Here is a 20375-nt window from a genome sequence, read left to right as displayed (position 1 = left end):
GCTATGGCCAGAACGACATCGTCGATGAAGCGAAAGTGATGACCATGACGGATAAGGACACCGAGGGCCCCGGCCAGGGCGGCCCCGCCGAGCTGCCCGTCGAACAGCTCAAGGAGGCAGGACGGGAATTCGTCCAGGCGCTCATGGTGCAGGCGCTCACCGGGGCCAGCGGAAGGCTCCAAAGCATGACGCAGCGGCTGACCGACGCCACGGACAACGGTGGAGGCGTCGGCACGAAGGCCGTCGCGGCCGGCGCCAAGAAGCTCGCCGAAGGTGAGTCCCCGCTCAAGGCGGGCCTCAGTGCGGGCACCACCGGCGCGAAGGAGAAGGTGAAGGAGGCCGTGAAATCCATTGGCGGCGGCGGCAAGGACGGCGGCGGTGGCGGCGGCAAGATGAAGGTCATCAACATCGTCGAACAGTTCGATGTGGGCATTCCACGCCGCGTCGCCTACGACCAGTGGACGCAGTTCGCCGACTACCCGAGCTTCACCAAGAAGGTGGAGAGCGTCGAGCAGGAGTCCGACGAGAAGCTCAACTGGCGGGCCCAGATCTTCCTGTCCCACCGGACCTGGGAGTCCACGATCATCGAGCAGGTGCCCGACGAGCGGATCGTCTGGAAGTCCAAGGGCTCCAAGGGGTTCGTCGACGGCGCCGTGACCTTCCACGAACTGGCGCCGACCATGACGCGGATCATGCTGGTGGCCGAGTACCACCCGGACGGCTTCTTCGAGAAGACCGCGAACCTCTGGCGGGCGCAGGGACGCCGCCTCCGCCTGGACTTCAAGCACATCAAACGCCACATGATGATGCACACGCTCCTGGAACAGGACGAGGTCGAGGGCTGGCGCGGCGAGATCCGCGACGGCGAGGTGGTCAAGTCCCACGAGGACGCGCTCAAGGAGGAGCAGGAGGCCGCCGAGTCCAAGGACGACGCCGAGTCCAAGGACGACCAGGAGCGCGAGCCCAAGGACCAGGAAGCCGAGCCCAAGGACCAGGAGGACCAGGAGGGCGAGGAAACCGGGGAGCGCGCCGAGGAGCGTGAGGAAGGCGGGGAGAAGGCGGAGTCCGGGGAACGCCCCAAGGAGAAGGCCGGAAGCTCCGCCTGACACTCACTGCGCCCGCATGTTTTCGCTGGTCGAGCCGGGGTAGCGGGCCGCGAGGGGGAGCGATGAGCAACACCGCGTCTGACAGACCAGAGCCCGGCCGACCAGAGCCCGGCCGGGGCCGAAACGGTTCCGGCGGTGAGCCTGAGGGCGCCGGCGACGAGGCCATCACGCCGGACAGGCGGCTGCGCTCGGGCGAGGGCCCGGACGTGTATCTCGACGTACCGCTGCTCAAGGTGGACGAGATATCCCTTGAGGTGGAGAACCTGGAGGCGCACGTCTCGCTCGTCGCCCAGGTCCTCGATCTGCTCCGGCTGAACGTCGGCGCGGACGTCTTCCTCGGCAGGGTCAAGTTGGAGATCAAGGGCGTCGAGGCCCAGGCGCAACTGGACGTCCGGCTCGACAACGTGGCCATCATCGTCGACCGCGTGCTGACCACGCTCGACCGCAACCCGGAGATCCTCCAGCACATCGGACGCGGCGTGGAGGCGGCGGCCCGCGACATCGGCGCCGGAACCGGTACCGCGGTGGGCGAGGTCGGCAAGGGCGCCAGGGGAGCCGTGGAAGACGTGGGCCGGGGGGCCGGAGGCGCGGTACAGGACGTGGGCCGGGGCGCCGGTGCCGCGGTCGAGGATGTGGGCGAAGGCGCCGGTGGAGCCGTTAAGGACGTTGGCCGGGGTGCCGGTGCCGTGGTCGAGGATGTGGGCGAAGGCGCCGGAGGAGCCGTCAAGGGCGTGGGCGAGGGCGTCCGTGACGTCGGCAAGGGCGCGGGTGGCGCGGTGGAGGGCGTCGGCGAGGGCGCCGGCCGGGCCGCCGAGGGCGTTGCGGGCGTCACCGAAGAAGCCGGTAAGGCCACCGAAGGCGCCATCGGCACGGAGCCGAAGGAGCCCGACGACTCCGCCGAGAACGGGAACGGGAACGGCCGGAAGGACGAGCCCGAGACCAAGCCGGAGACCGACCGGAAACCCGATCACGAGACCGACGACGGCGCAGAGCCGACCAGCGGCGAAGAGCCGACCAACGACGCAGAGCCCACCAACGACGCAGAGCCCACCAACGGTGCGGAGCCGACCAACGGCGAACAGGAGATCACCGCGCTCCAGTCCGCGCTTCACGAGACAGAGCAGTCCGTGCGCGAACTGGGCCGGGCGCTGTTCCGGATGGTGTCCGCCCAGCCGCGTTCGCCCGACCGTGGAGACGAGTGACCGTGAGTCGCGATGACCAGCGCCCAGGAACCGAAGCCCGGCGGACGGCGGACATTCTCTTCACGGCCACGGTGAAGGCCGACGAACTGCGCTTCGAGGTCGCACCCGAAAGTTCGGTGAAATTCACCGGAGACGCCGCGGACGAGTCCGCGTCCGGCAGCGACCGGACCAATCTCCCGGACGAGGTGCGCGAGAACGTCACCTACCGCGACGTCCACATCGATTACGCGATCGCCGCCAAGCTCAACCCGACCAGGCACTACTAGAGGCCACACAGGACGTGCGGCACACGTCGGGGCCCGGCCGCCGCCCGGCCGGACCCCTCTGATGTCACTCTCCGGGTTTGGCCTCCAGCACCATGTTGAACATGTTCTCCGCCGCGCGCCGGACGGACCCGTAGCCGGCCTCGTGGAGGACCTGCCGCAGCCGCGCCTCGCCGGCGAGCGCGCCCAGGGCCAACCCGACCGGCTGCGACAGCGAGTTGGCCGTGCACAGGAACGTCGAGGCGGCGTAGTTGAGGCCGGCGGTCGGCACCCGGGCCAGGGTCGAGGCCAGGTCGTCGCCCGCAACGGGCTCCACCAGCATCAGCGTCCCGCCCGGAGCCAGCGCGGCGCGGGCGTAGGCGGCAGCGCCGACGGGGTCGCCGAGGTCGTGGAAGGAGTCGAAGAAGGTCACCAGGTCGTACCCGTCCTGCGGGTAGCCGTGGCAGTGGTGCACCTCGAAGGTGACCCGGTCGGACACCCCGGCCTCGGCGGCGCGGGCCCGCGCGGTCTCGATGGACGGCTCGTGGGCGTCGAACCCGACGAACCGGGAGTTCGGGAAGGCGTCCGCCAGCAGCAGGAGCGGCGCCCCGTGCCCGCACCCGATGTCGGCGACGCGCGCGCCGGCCTCCAGCCGTTCGCGGACGCCGTCCAGCGCGGTGATCCACTCGCCGACCAGGCTGTTGCGGTAGCCGACCCGGAAGAACCGCTCGGTCGACTCGAAGATCATCGGGTCCTGGGCGGCCCAGGCGATGCCCTGCCCGGTGCGGAACGCGTCCGCCATCTCGTCGACGCGCCGGTGCAGCCCGGTGATCATCGGTGCGGCTCCGATCATGGACGCCGGTGAGTCGTCGGTGGCGATGACGGCGGCGTGCTCGGCGGGCAGGGTGAACGTGCCGTCCGCCGCATCGTGCGTCACGATGCCGACGGCGGCCTGCTGGGCCAGCCATTCCCGGATGTACCGGTCGGACGTGCCGGTCAGGTGGGCGAGCCGGGCCGGGGTCACCGGGCCCGCTTCCGCGAGCGTCCGGTAGAGGCCGAGCCGGTCGCCAACCACCATCAGGGCCGCGGTGGCGCCGCCGGTCAGCAACCCGGCGATCTTCTCGGCGAACGCGCCGACCGTGTTCATGTCGAGTTCGGTGCCGATGGTCATCTTGACCCTCCTTCTCGTGGGTTCGTGTCTCCGACCGTCACAGCCGCCCGTTTCACGGGACATTCACGACCGCTTCAACGAAGATGGATCACATGGTCGACCTGCGCTTCGGCGTCCTCGGGCCGCTGGAGGTCCGGCGGGACGGCACGCCGGTGGACGTGCCGTCCGGGCGCCGCCGTGCGGTCCTGGCCCGCCTCCTGGTCCAGGTGGGACGGCCGGTCGCCGCCGACGCGCTGGTGGAGGCCGCCTGGGCGGACGAGCTGCCCGCCGACCCCAGGTCCGCGCTGCGCACCGTCCTGTCGCGGCTGCGCACCGTCCTCGGGGAGGGCGTGATCCGCGCCGGCGCGGCCGGGTACACCCTCGCCGTCCCGCCGGCGGCGGTCGACGCCCACCGGTTCGAGTCCCTGTCGCGCCACGCCGAGCAGACCCCGCAGGACGCGGCCCGCCTCTTGGACGATGCGCTCGCGCTCTGGCGCGGCCCCGCCTACGCGGAGTTCGCGGACCGCGGTTTCGCCGAGTTCGAGGCGCAGTCCCTCGACCGGATGCGCTGGGACGCGATGGAGGCGAGGGCGTCCGCCGCCCTGGCCGGTGGCGATCCGCGCGCCGCCGCCACCCGCCTCGAAAGCCTCCTCGCCGAGCAGCCGTTCCGGGAGCAGGCCGTGGAGCTGCTGCTCACCGCGCTCTACGACATGGGCGACCACACCGGCGCGCTCGCCCGGTTCCGCGAGTACCGGGCCCGGCTGACCGGTGAGCTGGGCCTCGACCCGTCCCCGGCGTTGCGCGAGCTGGAGTCGCGGATCCTCGCCCACGACCTCGCCCGCCCGTCCCGGCGGCACGCGGCGGCCCCGGACACGCCCGCGTGGGTGGACACCTCGACGGCGTTCGTGGGCAGGGACGCCACGATGGCGGAGCTGGTGGACGCCGTCGCGGCCTGCCGCCTGGTCACCGTCACGGGCGCCGGCGGGGTCGGCAAGACCAGGACGGTCGCCGAGGCCCTACCGGCCCTCGCCGAGCGCCTCGGGACACCGGTCACCGTCGTCCAGCTCGCCCCCCTGCCCGGTGACAGGGTCGATGCCGCGGCGGCGGAGGCGCTGGGGCTGGACCGTCCCGCCGGATCGGCCCGCGCGGCCATCGTCGAGCATCTGCGCGTCTCGCCCGGCGTGCTCGTCCTCGACAACTGCGAGCACGTTCTGGCCGAGGCGGCGGCGCTGGCGGGGGCCGTGGTGACGCGGTGCCCGTCCGCGCGGGTGCTGGCGACGAGCCGGCACCGGCTGGGCACGCCGTCCGAACGGCTGCTGGCCCTCGAACCGCTGCCGACCCCCGACGCCCGCACCGGCCCGGACCGCATGGACCTGGCGGCGAGCGTCCGCGTCCTCACCGACCGGATCAGGCGGCTGCGGTCGTCCTTCGGCGTGACGGGCGACAACGTGGCCGTGGTCGCCGAGATCTGCCGCCGCCTGGACGGGTTGCCGCTCGCGCTGGAACTCGCCGCGTCCCGCATCGCCGTCCTCGGTCTCGAACCGGTCCGGGACCGCCTCGCCGAGGACCTCACCCTCCTCGACGACCACGGTCCCGGAAACCTGCACGCCGTGATCGACTGGTCCTACCGCCTGCTCCCGCCGGCCCAGCGCGAACTGCTCGCGCTCCTGGCGGTCTTCCCCGCCGACTTCGACCCCGAGGCGGTCGAGGGCCTCACCGCCGCCTGCCCGAGGTGGCCCCGGGACCGGCCGGTGGCCGGGCCCCTTAGCGCGCTCGTCGAGTCCTCCCTGCTCGCCACCCACCCGGCGGGGCAGGCCGTGCACTACCGGATGCTCGCCGTCGTCCGCGCGTTCGCCGCCGCCCGGCTCCGCGACACCGGCGAGGAGGCGGCCGCCAGGCGCGCCTACCTGCGCTGGGTGTGCCGGTGGACGGAACAGGCGGCCGCCGACTGCGCCGGGCCGGGCAGCGTCGAGGCGTTCGCCCGGCTCCGGCGCCGCCGCGCCGACATCGAGCAGGCACTGCGCTGGGCCGTCGAGTCGGGGGAGACGCCCGACGCGGCGCGGCTCGCCGCGGCCGTCCAACTGTGCCAGCACTGGCAGCCCGGCACGGAGACCGTCGACCTGACGGCCGAGCTGGCGGAGCGGTGCGCAGCGGACCCGGGCCCGGATTCGGCACTGGGCGTCGCGGCGGGCGCCTGCGCAGTGACCAACGCGGGCGATACCGTCCGCGGACGGGAACTGGCGACGACGGCGCTCACATGGGCGACGACCCCCCGCGAGCGCTATCTCGCCCACCTCGCACTGGGCATCGCCGCCATGTACCGCGGGGACCACGACGAGTCCGCCCGCTGGTGGCGGACGATCACGGACATGGTCGACATCGCCCCCGCATACAGGGCGTCGGCGCACGCCTCGCTGTCCCTCACGGCCTGCTACCGCGGTGACCTCCCGGAGGCGCGCCGGGAGGCGGAACTAGGGGTGCTGGGTGCCGAGACCGCCGGGTCCACGGCCGTCCACGCGTTCGCGCTGTACGCACTCGGCGAGGCCGAGACGGGCGACCGCAAGACCGAGTTGCTCGCCGCCGCGGCCGGGAAGGCCGACCTGGTCGGCGCGGCCCACGTCGGCCAGGTGGCCCGGGTCGCGCGGCTGGCCGCCCTGGTGCGAAGGGGCCGCCACGGCGAGGCGCTCGAACTCGTCGCCCCGCTGCTGGACGGCACACGCCGCGCCGGCGCATGGCCCCAGCTGTGGACGACCATGCGCATCTTCGCCGAGCTCCTCGCGGCCCGCGACCGCCCGCACGAGGCGGCCCTGCTCCTGACCGGTGCCGACGCGGCGGACACCGCCCCACCGGCCGCGGGAACCGACGTCGCCCGGTACGCCGCCCTGGAGAAGATCCTCCACGCCCGCCTGGGCGAAGAGACCGTCGCCGGAATCGCCGCCCTGTCCCGCGACATCCCGAACTCCCAACTGGCCGAGCGAGCCCGGGCGATAGCCGACCACCTGGCCCTCTGAGTGACCTCGCCGCGACGCAACGCCGCGCGGAGTTCCCATCCGTACAAGACGTGGACGCGGCCCTGGACGATGCTGGGCCGCTGAGGTGAGCGAGGCTCACCGACACGTCTATTTCCATTGGAGTCGTCGATGACCGTTCGTCGTGTCGTGCCCAACGTCCAGTCGAAGGCCGTGCAGGAGAGCCGGGAATTCTATGAGCTGCTGGGCTTCGAGGAGGTCATGAACCTCGGCTGGGTCATGACGCTCGCTTCCCCGTCCAACCCGACGGCGCAGGTCAGCTTCTTCACCGACGACATGACCGCACCGGTCGTCCCCGACATGAGCGTCGAGGTGGACGATGTGGACGCGGCCCATGCGGCCATCCGGGACAGCGGTGCGGAGATCGTGCATCCCCTGCAGGACGAGGAGTGGGGAGTGCGCCGGTTCTTCGTCCGCGACCCCAACGGCCGGGTGGTCAACGTGCTGGGCCACCGCTGACCTCGGCCCCCGCCCGGCCCGGCCGCCCACGGGTGTGTGAAACGGGTGAAAGGCTCCTTGTCCGGCGTGCGCGATCCACCGCAGAGTGATCTTCACAGCTGCGGCGACTCGCACGGGTGAGCGCGGCTCGCAACGAGGAGGGTGTGATCTCGTGAGGACGCTGGGTGCACTGGTGGCCGCCGCCGTCACAATGCTCGCCGTGCTGGTCGGCCCCGGGGCGTCCGCGGCGGCGCTGACCGAGGTCACCGATTTCGGTGACAACCCGAGCGGTCTCCGGATGCACCTGTACGTCCCCGACCAGGTCCAGGAGACGCCGCCGGTTCTGCTGGCGGTGCACTGGTGCACGGGATCGGGGCCGGCGATGTACTCGGGGACGGAGTTCGCGCGGCTCGCCGACCGGCACGGGTTCATCGTGATCTACCCGTCCGCCACCCGCAGCGGCAACTGCTTCGACGTCTCCTCCCCGCAGGCGCTCAGGCGCGGGGGCGGCAGCGATCCGGTCGGTCTGAAGTCGATGGTCGACCACGTCCTCCAGCGGTACGGCGGCGACACGTCCAAGGTGTTCGTCACCGGTGTCTCGTCCGGCGCGATGATGACCAACGTGATGCTCGCCGACTACCCCGACGTGTTCGCCGCCGGCGCCGCGTTCGCGGGTGTTCCCGACGGTTGCTTCGCCACCACCGACGGCTCCGGATGGAACAGCGCCTGCGCCAACGGCACCGTCCTGAAGACGCCGCAGGAGTGGGGCGACATCGCCCGCTCCGCCTACCCCGGTTACACCGGCCCCCGGCCACGGGTGCAGTTGTGGCACGGCACCGCGGACGACACCCTGCGCTACCCGAACTTCGGGGAAGAGATCGACCAGTGGACCAACGTCCACGGCCTGTCCACGACACCGACCTCCACCGACCAGCCGCAGCAGGGCTGGACCCGCACCCGCTACGGCGACAAGGTCGAGGCGTATTCCCTCCAGGGCGTCGGCCACAACCTCATGACGACGGGCATGGCGCAGCACACCATCGAGTTCTTCGGACTCGATGAAGGCGGCACGACCCCGACGCCCGGCGATTCGCCCTGCCGCGTCGCCTACACGGTCAACGCCTGGAACACGGGCCTGGTCGCGAGCATCACCATCACCAACGCGGGCACCACCCCGGTCAACGGCTGGACGCTCGCCTTCACCCTGCCCGCCGGCCAGACGATCACCTCGGGCTGGGGCGCGACCTACCGGCCCACCAGCGGGACGGTCGAGGCGACCAACGTGTCCTACAACGCCTCCATCCCGGCCGGCGGCTCCGTCGGGATCGGCCTGCAAGCCACCCACACCGGCAATACCGGCGAACCGACCGCCTTCACCCTGAACGGCACCGACTGCACGGCCGCCTCATGAACATGCGTGCCCCGAGAGGTGGTGACCCCGAATCGGGGTAGCGGTGGCCACATGGGCACTCTCATCAAGGGACTGATCGCCGGAGCCGCGGGGACCACCGCGCTCAACGCGACCACCTATCTCGACATGGCCGTCCGGGCGCGCGGGGGCAGCAGCACACCGGAGGACACCATCCAGAAGCTGGCGGACGAAGCGCACATCAGCCTTGGCGAGGAAGAGCAGGCGGAGAACCGCAGGCAGGGCCTGGGCGCCCTGATGGGCTACGGGACGGGCATCGCGGCGGCCCTCTGCTACGGGGCGGCGACCCGCCGCCGCACCTCCTGGCCGGTCGGCGTCCTCGCCCTCGGGACGCTCGCCCTGCTCGGGTCGAACGTCCCGATGACCGCGTTGGGCATCACGGATCCACGCGAGTGGTCCGCCTCAAGCTGGGTCTCCGACATCGTCCCGCACCTGGTCTACGGCGCCGCCGCCTACGCCGCCTACGAGCAACTCCGCTGACCTCGGCTCGTGGCAGCGGGCGCGAAGGCCGCTACGGGTGTATTCGCGCCCAGATCCACTTGCCGCCGGCCGGGTCAGCGGTGACTCCGCACTTGGCGGACAGGGCTTGGACGATATGGAGACCCCAGCCGCCGTTGTCGTCGAACGCCTCCTCGGAGAGGTCGAGGTCTTCGAGGGTGAGTTCGGTCAGCGGCTTGGCCTTGGGCAACTCGTGGTCCTTGTCCCAGACGGCGATGATGATCCCGTAGGCGTCCCGGCTGAGCTGGAGCCGGATCTCCTCGCGCGGCGTCTGGCGGGCCGCGTTGGTCACGAGTTCTGAGACGACGAGAAGCGCGCTGTCGAGAATGTGGAAATAGTCCCATTTGCGGATTCGCGTATCCACATAAGTGCGTGCGAGTCCTACTGCGGCAGGCGTGCCCATAAGGGACATGGTCGACTCTTCGGTCGCCGTCATCGTCATCGTCCTGTCCTTGCCCGAGATTCCGATTTCCTGCGGCAAGGATCACCTGAACGTTCTATGTTTTGCCTGTAGCCGCCGAAGATGAATACAGGGAGGACGCGAATGCCGATCGTCCGGGATCCACTCGACCCCAAGATCTCTATGTGGTACTTCTTGGCCTTCTACCTGCGGTTTTGGCGGGAGAAGATGGGTCTATCGCTGACCCAGTGCGGGGAGATCATGGGAGTAACACGGGGGACTGTATCCAACTTCGAAGCGGGACGGCGGCGCCTGCAGGACGACCATGTTCGGGCGCTCGACCGACACTTCGAGACGGGTCTGCTATTTCAGCTCTTGCTCTGGTTTGCCCGGATGGCGCACGACCCCAACTGGGGAAAGCAGCTCGTCAAGTACGAGCGGGAGGCAACCCTGATCAAGACCTACCACGGTCAGGTCATCCCGCTCGCCCTCCAGACCGACGAATACACCTGGTCCTACGTCCAGTCCGGTACCCCAAAGGATTTCGAGGCTGCGATGGAGAGGCGTGTTGCTCGGAAGAAGTCCTTCTTCGAGCGGGGAACTGAGGTCGAGATGTGGGCAACGCTCGATGAGAGCGTGCTGGCGCGTGAGGTCGGCCGCCCGGAGGTGCACAAGGAGCAGTTGGAGCACCTGCTCGCCATGGCTGACCTCCCGCAGGTCAGCCTACGTATCGTCCCGTTCAAATCGGGCGCTCACTTGGGCGTTGACGGGTCGCTCCAGATCCTCAGCCTGGAGAGCCGCGACATCGCCTATTCGGGTGCCCAGAACGGTGGCCGCTTGATCGAAACGCCTGGCGAGGTACGCGAATTGTCGGTTAAGTTCGATCGTATCGGCGCGAAGGCGGCCTCCTTGGAGGCTTCTCGCGAGATCATCAAGCGGTACTTGGAGAGCTACGAATGATCGTGCAATGGCGCAAGAGCACGCACAGCGGCGGAGCGGACGACGAGCACTGCGTTGAGCTGGGACGACTTGCGCCAGGGGCCGGGATTGGGGTGCGGGACAGCAAGGACCCGGACGGGGGGCACCTCACCTTGTCCGTTGCGCAGTTCGCGGGTTTGATCGAGCAGGTCAGGCGGCACTCGACCCGCTGACCGTCCCGTCCGGCCTCACCCTCACCCTCGGTCCGGCGTCCTGCCGCATCACTGCGGAGCGGTCGGCCGGTGCGTTGGTCGTGCCAGATAGCGGTGGGCCAGGGCCAGGACACGGCAACCTGGATAACGGCATCCGCGATGGTGCAGCCACAGAAGGCTCGTGTTGGTGTGGACCGGTTCATCTGTGACGATGTCGATCATGTTGAATAATGTGCTGGTGGCCGTGGTCGCCTTCGTCGCGGGCTGCGGTGTCGCCGCGTTCGGGCTCGTCAGGCGTCGAAGGCCCCCGGCTGCCACCGCTCGCGCGGTGCTCCCCGCTCCGCTGCAGGAATCGGTCACGGCGTTCGGGGAAGAGCTGCAGACCCTGACCGTCACCCCGGAGGAGATTGAGGCTGATCCTGGGGCAACGGAGGACTACAGCACCGCCTTGCTCGCCTATGACCGCGCTGCGGCCGCGGAGCACGAGCAGGTCGCGCTGGTGGCGCTGCGCGACGGTCGCGCGGCACTGATCAGGTTGGCCGCCCGGCGGGCCGAACGTCCGGTGCCGATCGATGCGCTCCCGCCGCTGGAGGCCGACCGTAGTCGCTCGGAGCCTCCCGGTGTGCCGGAGAACGCGACCGGAGAGCGGTTCCTGACTCTCGGCGCCGGCGGGGGCACCGTCGAAGTACTCATCGACCGCCCGGAACCCGGCCGCCCGGCCATCGTCGAGGTGACCTGCGGGGGTGACCTGTGTGTCAGTCCCGTCGTCCGTACCGAGGACGAGACCGACACCGGGTCCGAACTGGTGATCAACTATGAGGGCGCCTACCACGGCCGTGTCATTCTGGGGCCCAAACCGACCCATTTGCGGATCGAATGCGTCGAAGAGGCGCAGCGCTGGTCGGTGCGCATCAGGCCGATGTCCGCTGCGCCGCTTCTCGGCTCGGAGTGGCGCGGCGGGGGCGGTGACGAGGTGCTGTTCTACGACGGCGGCCCGGCGTTGTTGACCGTGCAGGCCAGATCGGAAGGGGCCTGGAGCGTGGAGTTCGAGTGCGGGTGCCTTCGGGGCGGGGACTGCCGCTGCCGCACGCCTCGCTGGCCTGCCGGCATGCCGGAGGGATCCGGGGATGGTTGGGGCACACATGACGGACGGCGCGCGATGCGGCTGCCACGGCCGGGATACCTGATCCTTGAGGCGTCCGAGAAGGACCATGAGTGGTTCTTGTCGGTCGAGCCCTTCTCCGAAGACCCGCCACCGCAGAGCAACGCGGCGCAGAGGTTCGGTCGCCGGTCATCCATGTGATTTGGCGGGGCTCTCCGTCTGCGGGCGGCGGATGCGGGCGGTTTTCGCCGGTGCGCCGGGTCGGCGGTGTCTATGAGGTCGCCGTGGTCGAGCCCGGAGGGCGGATCAGGTGCTCGCGTGCTTCTCCAGGGCGGCTTCGTAGGCGCGCATCGTCGCGGCGATTCTGCGTCGCCGGTCGGCGTCGTCCTCCTCCGTGCCCCGACGGCAAGAGATCGCGGCACGGCTCGTAGCGCCGGCCGCGAGGGTGACCGGCGCCAGCGCGAACACGCCGATGAATCCCAGCAGTACAGAAAGCAGGACCAGCCCGACGAGCCGTCCTCCAGGGTTCGCCAGCAAAGCCCACTCTGCGAGCACGACCAGCAGAATGCCCAGGGGGACAGCCCACAGCAGGGTGTGCTTCATGGCCCTTCCTCCTGCGGTCCGCATGCTCGGGCGAGGCTGGTGACCACCCGAAGCCAGGTGCTCACGGTAAACCATCACCACACGGTTCAGGACCGGGTGCCCGAATGACCGATGGTCCTAGGTCGATCGGACCTGGGGCATCGGGACCGGGGGCCGACGTGGGGGAGCGGGTGTGCGGGCCAGTATGGAGATCATGACAGCGACCTATGAGCCCAAAGCCGCCGGGAAGGCGCCGGCGCGTTCGTCCACCCCCGGCTGGGCCGCGCTGCTGGCGGCGTCCGTGGGGCAGTTCCTTGTCGTCCTGGACATTTCGGTTGTCAACGTCGCATTGCCCGAACTGCGGACCGGTCTCGGGTTCGGCGCCACCGGCCTGCAATGGGTCGTCAACGCCTATTCGCTGACGTTCGCCGGCTTTCTGCTGCTGGGCGGACGAGCCGCCGATCTGTTCGGACGCAAGCGCGTCTTCCTTGTAGGGCTCGGCCTGTTCACCGTGGCCAGCCTCGCCGGTGGGTTCGCGCAGGGCGGGAGCATGCTGATCGGTGCGCGGGCCGTGCAGGGCTTGGGGGCGGCGATCCTCGCGCCCGTCACGCTTTCGCTGGTCACCGCCACCTTCCCCGCCGGGCCGGCGCGGACGAAGGCGATCGCCATGTGGACGGCCGTCGGTACCGCCGGGGGCGCCACGGGCGGGCTGGTCGGCGGGCTGCTGACCGATTATCTGAGCTGGCGCTGGGTCTTCCTGATCAACGTGCCGGTCGGCGCGGTCGTGGCGGTGATCGCGGCGCGGTGGCTGCGAGACGAGCGCGACGGCGACCGGCGTGCCCGCCTCGACCTGCCGGGGGCCGTGCTCGTCACCGGCGGGGTGGGGCTGCTGGCGTTCGGCATCGGGCGGATCGAGGCCGACGGGTGGACGTCGCTGGTTCCGCTGGCCGGCGGGCTCGTGCTGCTGGCGGCGTTCGTCGCCGTCGAGGCGCGGGCGCCGCATCCGCTCGTCCGGCTGCGGCTGTTCCAGCTGCGCAGCGTCGCGGTCGGCAACCTCACCACCCTGGTCATCATGATGGGCGGGTTCGCGCTCTGGTACTTCCTGTCGCTTTACATGCAGAACGTCCTGCAGTACAGCGCGGTGCGCACCGGGTTGTCGTTCCTGCCGCACACGCTGGGCATCATCCTCGGGTCGAGGCTCGCCCCGACGCTCATGGAGCGCATGGACGCGCGGCTCCTGGCGGGCGCCGGCGGGCTGCTGGCGGCGGCCGGGTTCGCGTGGCAGAGCGTCGTGCTGGACGCGGGCGGCACGTTCCTCGGCTCCGTTCTCGGGCCGGGCGTGACCATGGCGCTCGGCTTCGGGCTGCTGATGACGCCGCTGGTGGAGGCGTCCACCGCGGGTGCGTCCAAAGACGAGGCGGGTGCGGTGGCGGGCGTTGTCAACACGTCCCGCACGATCGGCGGCGCGATCGGGCTGACCGTCCTCGGCGCGGCGGCGGCCGCGTCCGGGCCGGAACCGGTGGACGGCTACGCGACGGCCTTCCTCGTCGCCGCGCTCATCACCGCCGCGGGGACGGCGCTCGTCCCGTTCCTGCCGCGACGCCGGGCCTGAGGAACCGGGTGCCCACCCGGCCGGGCACCGGCGAAACGCCGACCGGGCGCCCGCCGGAGAGAGCGGGCGCCCGGGGCGTGGCGGGTCAGCGAGCGGCGGGGGCGGGGGCCTCGGTGAGGGTGATTCCGGGTGCGACGCGCGTGCGGCCGTACCGGAAGTTGTCCTCGACCTCGGCGATCTCGGCCGCGTTCGGGTTGGGGTTGCGGCAGGACGTCCCGGCGCTGGCCCCGGACATCAGGTCCGTGCAGCGGCCGGTGCGCCGGTCGGGCAGGCCGAGGATGTGGCCCAGTTCGTGGGACGCGATCCGGACCGTGTAGTGGCCGTCCCAGACGGCCTGGCGGCCCATCCAGATGGTGCCGCGGCCAAGGCCCGTGACCCGGGCGCGGGGCCAGCCGTCGTCGGCGAGGACGATCACGTCGGCCGGGGACCCGGGGACGAGCTGGACATTGCTGACGCGCTCGTTCCATATCCGCGCGCCTTCGTCGACCGCCGCCCGGAACTCCGCGGCGCGGCTGGCGTCGTACCGGACGGTGCGGACGGCGCTGGACGCGTCGGAGGCGGGCGTGGCCGAGGCGGGCGCGCCCGTCCCGGCCAGGAAGGCCAGGCCGAGCAGCAGAGCGGCGCAGACCCTCAGCAGGTTTCTGATGACCATGGGATTCCTCGTGGTGGTGGGAGCGGGGTGGGGGCACCCTCCGCCGGGCACCGCGCTCCGGCGGAGGGCACGTTCAACGGGGCCGGTCCACAGGCCGGTCAGGCGCGCACGCCGCCGCCGATGATCTGCAGGATGCGGGAGCGGTAGGCGGTGACGTCGCCGTAGATGGCGGGGGAGACGGCGCACTGCGACGCGGTGCCGCGGCTGGTCGCGCCGACCAGCTGCCACCTGCCCGAAGAGCCGACGATCGCGGGGCCGCCGGAGTCGCCGTAGCAGGCGCCACGGCCGCCGCCGCCCTCGATGCACAGCTCCGCGCTTTCGATGCCCCAGCACTGCGAGTCCGAGAGGATCCGGGTGTCGAGCTGGCGCAGGCCGACGGGCGCGGGGCCGCAACCCCGCTGCGGGCAGGTCTGCCCCCAGCCGAGCAGCCGGGTCGACGAGCCGACCGGCGCGCTGGTGGCGATGGGCACCGGCGCGGACGACGCGGGGGAGGCCAGCCGGAGCAGGGCGACATCGCCGCCGATCACCTGCCGGCTCGTGACCCGGCGGACCTCACCACCGGAGTTGTACCGGGTGGTGCCGATCCTGACCTGGTAGGGCGTGCCGCAGTGCGAGGCGGTCACGACCCAGCTCGCGCCGACGAGCGAACCGCCGCAGCTGTGCCGTCCGGACGAGCTCTGCAGCGACGCCATGAACGAGTAGACCTGCGACGCGGGCACGCCGCCCACGATCTTCGGGGTGGGCGGCGGGGTGGGATCGGCGTAGGCGATCGACGTACCGGACAGCGCCACGAAGGCGGCCGGTATCGCGACCAGCAGTCTGCGTTTCTTCATGAGCGGGGGTCCTTTCACGAGGCTCCACCGACTATTGACCAGAACTGCCAAAATCGCCATTGCCGGACACCGGGTGCGCCGCCGCAATAGAAGACTTTCCATGCGGAGAGCGGGCGCCACCTGCGAACCTTCTACCGCTCTCCCGCCCGCACTGAAAGGACGGCAGTTTTTCAACCCGCCCGTTCACATCCGCTCGTGACCCGCATTGGGGTGGGTGTGCGGCGGCGCCGCGGGCTAGGGCGGCGGGCGTGGCGACCCGCGACCGTCCGGAGACCGGCCGGAGAGCGTCCGGAGAGCGTCCGGAGAGCGTCCGGAGAGCGGCCGGAGAGCGTCCGGAGAACGTCCAGACGTCCATGGCGGACCCGGCGCTCGGCGACGACGCGAGCGCCTTCCCCGAGGCGATGAACGGATGCAGAGAGGCATGATCGCCTCGATTCAGGCCCGGGAACCGCGGCTGCCGAACGAGGTCGCGGGATACCGGGTCCTGTCCGAGGAATAAGTGGAGCAACAGCAGAACGGGCGCCACCCGGATGGGCGCGCCCGTCATGCGAAGTGCGAGGAGAGCGAAAGGGCTGGATATCTGAAAATGATGAGAAGGAAGCCCCCTCATGGCCTCGCGGGAACAACGGTAGCAGCTAGGCCGGGATCAGGTCACCGAGATTTTCCAGAGTGAAGACCCGCGAGTCCTCGTGGAGGCCCTCGGGACGCTCCAGGCCGATGTAGGTGACGGGACCGTCCGGGGCGTTCCCGTCCCAGAGGCTCGTCTTCTCGGCGTCGATGAGGTCCTTCAGATGACCGATGGTGATGAACCGGCGCTCCACGATGCCGCGCACCAGGTTCGAGGTCGTCAAATGGTTGCCCTCCACCTGGTTGAACTCCAGCACGCCCTTGAGGTGCAGGTGCAGCCACTTGGCGCGCCACCGGCCGTCGTCCCCGCGCATGAACACCATCGGCAGCGCGACCCGGCCGGGCCCGCGCAGCTCGGACTTCATCCGGACGGTGCGTGCCTCGAACGGACGGCCCTTCTGCTCGCCGTCGCGCAGCATGAACCCGAAGAACGACTCCTCGACCTCGTCGAACCCCTCACCGGAATAGATGTCCACCTGCGGAACGACGAACCGCGAGGTGATGCGCCCCAGGGAGAGGTTGATGAATTCCGATGCGCCCTCCGGGGCATCGGTGATGTCGCCGGAATGCTCTCCGCCGTCGGTCTTGAGGTTCGTGAACGCCAGCCATTCCGGGTCGCCATAGTCTTCGTCGAGCAGGAGCACCGAAAGGTCGAAGTCGGTCCTGCGCTTACGCTGCCGCCAATACACGAAGAACCGCAGCAGCTCACCGCTGATGGGCGACACCGAACCGCGGGGAAGGACACCGAGGCCGTTTCCGGCCCCCTTCCCGCTGAGCGGCAGCGCGACGTCGAGCGCGTCGGGGTCGACGACCAGATGCCCGGCGGACGGGAGTCGCCCGCGGATCTCCTCGTCCAGGAACGCCGAGAGCCGCGCCACGGTCTCCGGGTCGAGGGGCGCCCGCGTGTCGGGTGCCGTCGTGCCGCGGCCGAGACGGTTGGCGAACAGGCGCACCCGCGTCCGCTCGGTCGTGGCGGCGCGGTTGAGCAGATGCTCCCGCACCGACAGCAGAACCCGGCCGGACACTCGTCCCGCAACCGATTCCGCCGCATCCAGGACGGCGTCCTGCGCGTCCGGCGCCATGCGCAGCAGCCGGTCCAGCGACCGGAACAGCATCCCGGGCGCGCCCTTCGCCACGTTCGCGGCGCCGGCCACGTCCCCGGACGCGAGCCGCGCCTCGATCCGCGCCGCGAACGACGGCGCGTTCTTCTCGCCGCGCGCGACCGCGAACACGTCCGCCGCCCGCGCCCACCTCGGGTACTCGTGCGGGTGGAGCCGCTCACCGAGCCGCTTCCACGCCTCGCGCCGGGCGGCGACGTCCCCGAGCTTGCCGGGGTCGGCGCCCACCACGGCGTCGAGGGCGGCGAGCAGCGACCGCCGCATCGGACGCGGCATCGACACGAACCGCGTCGGCTCCTGAAGGGTCACGTCGCCGTCCGACAGCGCGCACGCCAGGCGCAGGACGTCGGTGATCGTGTCGACGAGGAGATCCGCGCCGACCGCCAGGCGCACCTGGTTGATGACCGCCCGGTTCTCCCGGACCGGGATCCGCTCCGGGGGCGGGCCGTCCGCGTAGTGCTCGGCCAGCCTGCCCAGTGCACCGAGGTCGTCCTCGTCGAGCGGCGTGACGCTGCCGGCGAGCCGCAGATACAGCCGCTCGCCCTCCTCGGCGAGGCCGCGTCCCAGGTGCAGCACCGTCACCCGGTCGCCGGCGCCGGCGATCAGCTCGTCGTGCGCTTCGAGCATCTCCTCGTAGTCGTGCCGGTAGGTGCCGTAGCCGACGAGCGTGAGCAGGTTCAGGGTGCCGCCCTGCAGCGACGCCATCGCCGCGGGCGCGGCCGCCGGGTCGAGGAGCGTCTCACGCAGGAGGCCCACCCAGAAGTCCATGGTGTCGGGCACGTTGCGCGGGAAGTCCCGGAAGTACACGTTGTGCCGGACATGGTCGCCCGCCATCTCCCGGACGACCGGCAGCGTCCGTCCCGCGACCTTGAGAACGGTCTCCTCCGACAGGCCCGACAGCGCCGCCATGACGTCCCGCGACAGCTTGAACCCGGCCGACATCAGCGCCGCGTCGAAACGCCGCGCCGCCGCCGCCCCGTCCCCGAGGGGTCCCTCGGGCGCGGGGATGCGGTGCGTGTGCCGGACGATCAGTTCCGCAAGCCAGATGTTCACTGCGCCATGGTGGCAGCGCACCCCGAACCCACGCACACGGTTAATTCGGCATGATCACGAGCAGATCGAGCAAACCCGCATGGTTACGGGGTGAGCACTTGTGGCTGCGCTCGCGTGGCCGGCCGGGCGGGACGCGTGAATCGGCGTCCCAGACGTTGCGCGGGCTCCTCGATCCAGCGGTGCGACGCCCAGCTCACCGCCAGCAGCACCAGGAGGAAGAACGCCAGGCCCACCACGTCCTCGCGCCCGGAGATGTCGAGGAACTGCGCCGCCACCATCAGCAGCAGCGGATGCAGCAGGTACACCGAGAAGCTGATCGTCCCGAGGCCGGTCGCCCAGCGGGGGAACCGCCGGTCCCGGAGCCGCCACGCCGCCGCGAACGTGGCCGCCGCCAGCACCACCGCCCCGCACCAGACGAGCTGCGCGGGCCGTCCGTGGGGCGCGGCATGCCAGGTCCCGGCGGCGACCGCCCCCACCAGGACGACGACCGCGGTCACGGCGCACGCGCGCCGGGTGATCTGGCCGTGCTCGGCGCGGTGGACGGCCGTGCCCATGAACATGATCGCCAGCATGATCGCGCCCTCCCACGCGCCGACGCGGCCGTTCACCGTCACCAGCACGAGGGCGAGCAGCCCGCCGAGGAGCCCGCCGGCCAGGCGCGGCGCTTGACGCTTCGACATGGCCGCAGCGATCGCGACGATCAGGGCCGCCGCGGTCACCGCGACCACGGCGCCGGTCCCCGCCGTCCGCGACAGCAGGGCGGACGGCGCGTACACGCCCGTCAGCAGCCCGCTCGCCGTCAGTGCGACCGCGACCAGCGCGACCACCGTGAGGACGGTGGCGACCGGTGCCGACCGGCGGTGCCCGCCCACCACGAACAGCGCGACGATCAGCAGGTAGAACGCCATCTCGTACGACAGCGTCCACAGCACGTTCATCGCGTTGGGGACGTTCAGGAGGTCCTGCAGCATCGTCATGTGCGCCAGGACGGCGGTCGCGGGGGAGTAGCGCTCCAGGCCGGCCCGCAGCCCGAGCACGCCCAGCAGGAACGGGAGCACCGCCAGGAAGCAGGCGACGGCCAGCAGCGGGTAGATGCGGAAGAACCGCCCGATCCAGAAACCTCGCACGCTTCCCCGACGCTCCAGCGACGCCGGCACGATATACCCGCTGACCAGGAAGAACACGAGTACCCCGTACGTGCCGGGGTCGAACCAGTCGGCGAGTCGGGTCCGCAGTGAGGGCAGGTACACATAGCTCGCGTGGTGCAGCGCCACCGCCAGGGCCGCCCCTCCGCGAAGTGCATCAAGCCACCCAAGTCGGGACACAGAGGTGGAAACACCCGAAGCAGCACCCATCCCGACAGACTAGGTGGGTCGGCACGATGGTGCGGCGGAACTAGCAAGATCACCCACACCCGTCGCCGCGTGATGTTCCGTCACCCGGGCTATGCTCCTCTGCGTGAAATCCAAAGCCGTGCTGCCGCCCGAACGGCGCCGTGAACTGCTCGGTTTCGCAATGGAGGAGTTCGTGCGCCACGGGTTCGGCCACGCGTCGCTGAACCGCATCATTCGATCCTGCGGAATGAGCAAAAGCTCCTTCTACCACTACTACGAGTCGAAAGAAGCGCTGTTCGACGCGGTCGTGAACGGCCTCACGGGCGAACTGCGCGACGCCGTGAAGGTGCCCGATCCGGACTCGCTCGCCGTCCCCGGCTTCTGGGCCGAGGTCACGCGGATGTCGGACGACCTGATGGGCGCCGCCGCGGTGGACTGCCGGCTCATCGACTTCTGGCGGCTGTTCTACGTCCCGGACGCGCCGGCCGGCGACGACGGCTCCCTCGCCCGGGTCAAGCGCGGGATCGACGACTGGCTAGGCCGGGCGCTCGCCGCCGGGCGCGCGGCCGGCGCCGTCCGCGACGACCTGCCCCCGTCCCTGCAGGGCGAACTGACCCTCGCGACGCTGTGGACGATCAACGCGTGGGCGCTCCGGCATCTCGAGGAGACCGATATCGCGGAGGGGCAGCGGCTCGCGCACCTGCAGATCGACCTGCTCCGCGGACTCCTCGCCTCTCGCTGAGCCGCACTACGGGCCGGGCGCAGGACGGCCCCCGCGATGGGCGGCCGCTGGACGATCCCGGCTACGGGACGATCCCGGTTCCGGCCGATCCTTGGC

Annotated in this window: 19 protein-coding genes; 12 read left to right on the top strand and 7 right to left on the bottom strand. The window is 70.9% G+C overall.

The annotated features are described in order from the left end of the window. Window positions 1–44: 44 nt before the first annotated feature. The 3 genes from ACGFK0_RS19435 (at window position 45) to ACGFK0_RS19425 (ending at window position 2574) form a co-directional block, all read left to right on the top strand. Entirely contained in the window at window positions 45–1106 is a 1062-nt protein-coding gene (locus ACGFK0_RS19435) for an SRPBCC family protein (protein ID WP_392906471.1), read from the top strand. A 62-nt stretch (window positions 1107–1168) separates the two neighbouring features. Continuing rightward, window positions 1169–2308: a hypothetical protein gene (locus ACGFK0_RS19430; protein ID WP_392906470.1), complete on the top strand. Its 1140-nt coding sequence runs from the start codon at window positions 1169–1171 to the stop codon at window positions 2306–2308. A 2-nt stretch (window positions 2309–2310) separates the two neighbouring features. Beyond that, entirely contained in the window at window positions 2311–2574 is a 264-nt protein-coding gene (locus ACGFK0_RS19425) for a hypothetical protein (protein ID WP_392906469.1), read from the top strand. Between the two features lie 64 nt (window positions 2575–2638). Here ACGFK0_RS19425 and ACGFK0_RS19420 read toward each other — a convergent pair whose 3' ends face one another. Continuing rightward, window positions 2639–3721 (bottom strand): class I SAM-dependent methyltransferase, encoded by a 1083-nt coding sequence (locus ACGFK0_RS19420; protein ID WP_392906468.1) that lies wholly within the window; start codon window positions 3719–3721, stop codon window positions 2639–2641. 92 nt (window positions 3722–3813) lie between these two features. On the opposite strand from ACGFK0_RS19420, the gene ACGFK0_RS19415 reads away from it, so the two are divergent. The 4 genes from ACGFK0_RS19415 (at window position 3814) to ACGFK0_RS19400 (ending at window position 9076) form a co-directional block, all read left to right on the top strand. After that, window positions 3814–6711, top strand: a complete 2898-nt coding sequence (locus ACGFK0_RS19415) for an ATP-binding protein (protein WP_392906467.1) — start codon at window positions 3814–3816, stop codon at window positions 6709–6711. 129 nt (window positions 6712–6840) lie between these two features. Further along, a complete protein-coding gene (locus tag ACGFK0_RS19410; RefSeq protein WP_392906466.1) occupies window positions 6841–7188 on the top strand; it encodes a VOC family protein in 348 nt (115 codons plus the stop codon). Between the two features lie 151 nt (window positions 7189–7339). Beyond that, complete coding sequence (locus tag ACGFK0_RS19405) at window positions 7340–8578, top strand: PHB depolymerase family esterase (protein WP_392906464.1); 1239 nt, start codon at window positions 7340–7342, stop codon at window positions 8576–8578. Between the two features lie 51 nt (window positions 8579–8629). Beyond that, complete coding sequence (locus ACGFK0_RS19400) at window positions 8630–9076, top strand: hypothetical protein (protein ID WP_392906463.1); 447 nt, start codon at window positions 8630–8632, stop codon at window positions 9074–9076. Between the two features lie 31 nt (window positions 9077–9107). On the opposite strand, the gene ACGFK0_RS19395 is transcribed toward ACGFK0_RS19400, so the two are convergent. After that, on the bottom strand, window positions 9108–9458 hold the full coding sequence (locus tag ACGFK0_RS19395; protein ID WP_392906461.1) for an ATP-binding protein: 351 nt from the start codon (window positions 9456–9458) through the stop codon (window positions 9108–9110). Window positions 9459–9638: 180 nt separating this feature from the next. Between ACGFK0_RS19395 and ACGFK0_RS19390 the strand changes: the two genes are divergently transcribed. The 3 genes from ACGFK0_RS19390 to ACGFK0_RS19380 all read left to right on the top strand — a co-directional run bounded on the left by ACGFK0_RS19390 (window position 9639) and on the right by ACGFK0_RS19380 (window position 11927). Then, window positions 9639–10454, top strand: coding sequence for a helix-turn-helix domain-containing protein (locus ACGFK0_RS19390; RefSeq protein WP_392906460.1), 816 nt, complete (start codon window positions 9639–9641; stop codon window positions 10452–10454). Then, complete coding sequence (locus ACGFK0_RS19385; RefSeq protein WP_392906458.1) at window positions 10451–10645, top strand: DUF397 domain-containing protein; 195 nt, start codon at window positions 10451–10453, stop codon at window positions 10643–10645. The genes ACGFK0_RS19390 and ACGFK0_RS19385 overlap by 4 nt, the downstream gene beginning before the upstream one ends. 190 nt (window positions 10646–10835) lie before the next feature. Further along, on the top strand, window positions 10836–11927 hold the full coding sequence (locus tag ACGFK0_RS19380; RefSeq protein WP_392906456.1) for a hypothetical protein: 1092 nt from the start codon (window positions 10836–10838) through the stop codon (window positions 11925–11927). Between the two features lie 105 nt (window positions 11928–12032). On the opposite strand, the gene ACGFK0_RS19375 is transcribed toward ACGFK0_RS19380, so the two are convergent. After that, window positions 12033–12329, bottom strand: coding sequence for a hypothetical protein (locus tag ACGFK0_RS19375; RefSeq protein ID WP_392906455.1), 297 nt, complete (start codon window positions 12327–12329; stop codon window positions 12033–12035). Window positions 12330–12522: 193 nt separating this feature from the next. On the opposite strand from ACGFK0_RS19375, the gene ACGFK0_RS19370 reads away from it, so the two are divergent. Next, the gene (locus tag ACGFK0_RS19370) at window positions 12523–13920 is read left to right on the top strand and encodes an MFS transporter (RefSeq protein WP_392906454.1); all 1398 of its coding nucleotides are present in this window, start codon (window positions 12523–12525) and stop codon (window positions 13918–13920) included. 85 nt (window positions 13921–14005) lie between these two features. On the opposite strand, the gene ACGFK0_RS19365 is transcribed toward ACGFK0_RS19370, so the two are convergent. From ACGFK0_RS19365 to ACGFK0_RS19350, 4 genes are all read right to left on the bottom strand, one after another. Then, window positions 14006–14572 carry a snapalysin family zinc-dependent metalloprotease gene (locus tag ACGFK0_RS19365; protein ID WP_392906452.1) on the bottom strand — a complete coding sequence of 189 codons (567 nt, stop codon included), beginning with the start codon at window positions 14570–14572 and terminating at the stop codon, window positions 14006–14008. Between the two features lie 98 nt (window positions 14573–14670). Continuing rightward, window positions 14671–15405: a S1 family peptidase gene (locus ACGFK0_RS19360; RefSeq protein WP_392906451.1), complete on the bottom strand. Its 735-nt coding sequence runs from the start codon at window positions 15403–15405 to the stop codon at window positions 14671–14673. Window positions 15406–16040: 635 nt separating this feature from the next. Beyond that, a complete protein-coding gene (locus ACGFK0_RS19355; RefSeq protein ID WP_392906450.1) occupies window positions 16041–18203 on the bottom strand; it encodes a hypothetical protein in 2163 nt (720 codons plus the stop codon). Window positions 18204–18286: 83 nt separating this feature from the next. Continuing rightward, window positions 18287–19558, bottom strand: a complete 1272-nt coding sequence (locus ACGFK0_RS19350; protein WP_392906448.1) for an acyltransferase family protein — start codon at window positions 19556–19558, stop codon at window positions 18287–18289. Window positions 19559–19661: 103 nt separating this feature from the next. On the opposite strand from ACGFK0_RS19350, the gene ACGFK0_RS19345 reads away from it, so the two are divergent. After that, window positions 19662–20279: a TetR/AcrR family transcriptional regulator gene (locus tag ACGFK0_RS19345; protein ID WP_392906446.1), complete on the top strand. Its 618-nt coding sequence runs from the start codon at window positions 19662–19664 to the stop codon at window positions 20277–20279. The last annotated feature ends 96 nt before the right edge of the window (window positions 20280–20375 follow it).

The sequence above is a fragment of the Spirillospora sp. NPDC048823 genome (genome assembly GCF_043198445.1).
GTDB lineage: Bacteria > Actinomycetota > Actinomycetes > Streptosporangiales > Streptosporangiaceae > Spirillospora.
The sequence above is the reverse complement of the archived record's forward strand: the minus strand, read 5'-3'. Positions and strand labels throughout refer to the sequence as shown.

Bases quoted from the DNA above. Each gene is read 5' to 3' on its own strand.
- ACGFK0_RS19435 (WP_392906471.1), top strand. From the start codon at position 45: ATGACGGATAAGGACACCGAGGGCCCCGGCCAGGGCGGCCCCGCCGAG.
- ACGFK0_RS19430 (WP_392906470.1), top strand. From the start codon at position 1,169: ATGAGCAACACCGCGTCTGACAGACCAGAGCCCGGCCGACCAGAGCCC.
- ACGFK0_RS19420 (WP_392906468.1), bottom strand. From the start codon at position 3,721: ATGACCATCGGCACCGAACTCGACATGAACACGGTCGGCGCGTTCGCC.
- ACGFK0_RS19415 (WP_392906467.1), top strand. From the start codon at position 3,814: ATGGTCGACCTGCGCTTCGGCGTCCTCGGGCCGCTGGAGGTCCGGCGG.
- ACGFK0_RS19410 (WP_392906466.1), top strand. From the start codon at position 6,841: ATGACCGTTCGTCGTGTCGTGCCCAACGTCCAGTCGAAGGCCGTGCAG.
- ACGFK0_RS19400 (WP_392906463.1), top strand. From the start codon at position 8,630: ATGGGCACTCTCATCAAGGGACTGATCGCCGGAGCCGCGGGGACCACC.
- ACGFK0_RS19390 (WP_392906460.1), top strand. From the start codon at position 9,639: ATGCCGATCGTCCGGGATCCACTCGACCCCAAGATCTCTATGTGGTAC.
- ACGFK0_RS19385 (WP_392906458.1), top strand. From the start codon at position 10,451: ATGATCGTGCAATGGCGCAAGAGCACGCACAGCGGCGGAGCGGACGAC.
- ACGFK0_RS19380 (WP_392906456.1), top strand. From the start codon at position 10,836: ATGTCGATCATGTTGAATAATGTGCTGGTGGCCGTGGTCGCCTTCGTC.
- ACGFK0_RS19375 (WP_392906455.1), bottom strand. From the start codon at position 12,329: ATGAAGCACACCCTGCTGTGGGCTGTCCCCCTGGGCATTCTGCTGGTC.
- ACGFK0_RS19370 (WP_392906454.1), top strand. From the start codon at position 12,523: ATGACAGCGACCTATGAGCCCAAAGCCGCCGGGAAGGCGCCGGCGCGT.
- ACGFK0_RS19365 (WP_392906452.1), bottom strand. From the start codon at position 14,572: ATGGTCATCAGAAACCTGCTGAGGGTCTGCGCCGCTCTGCTGCTCGGC.
- ACGFK0_RS19360 (WP_392906451.1), bottom strand. From the start codon at position 15,405: ATGAAGAAACGCAGACTGCTGGTCGCGATACCGGCCGCCTTCGTGGCG.
- ACGFK0_RS19350 (WP_392906448.1), bottom strand. From the start codon at position 19,558: ATGGGTGCTGCTTCGGGTGTTTCCACCTCTGTGTCCCGACTTGGGTGG.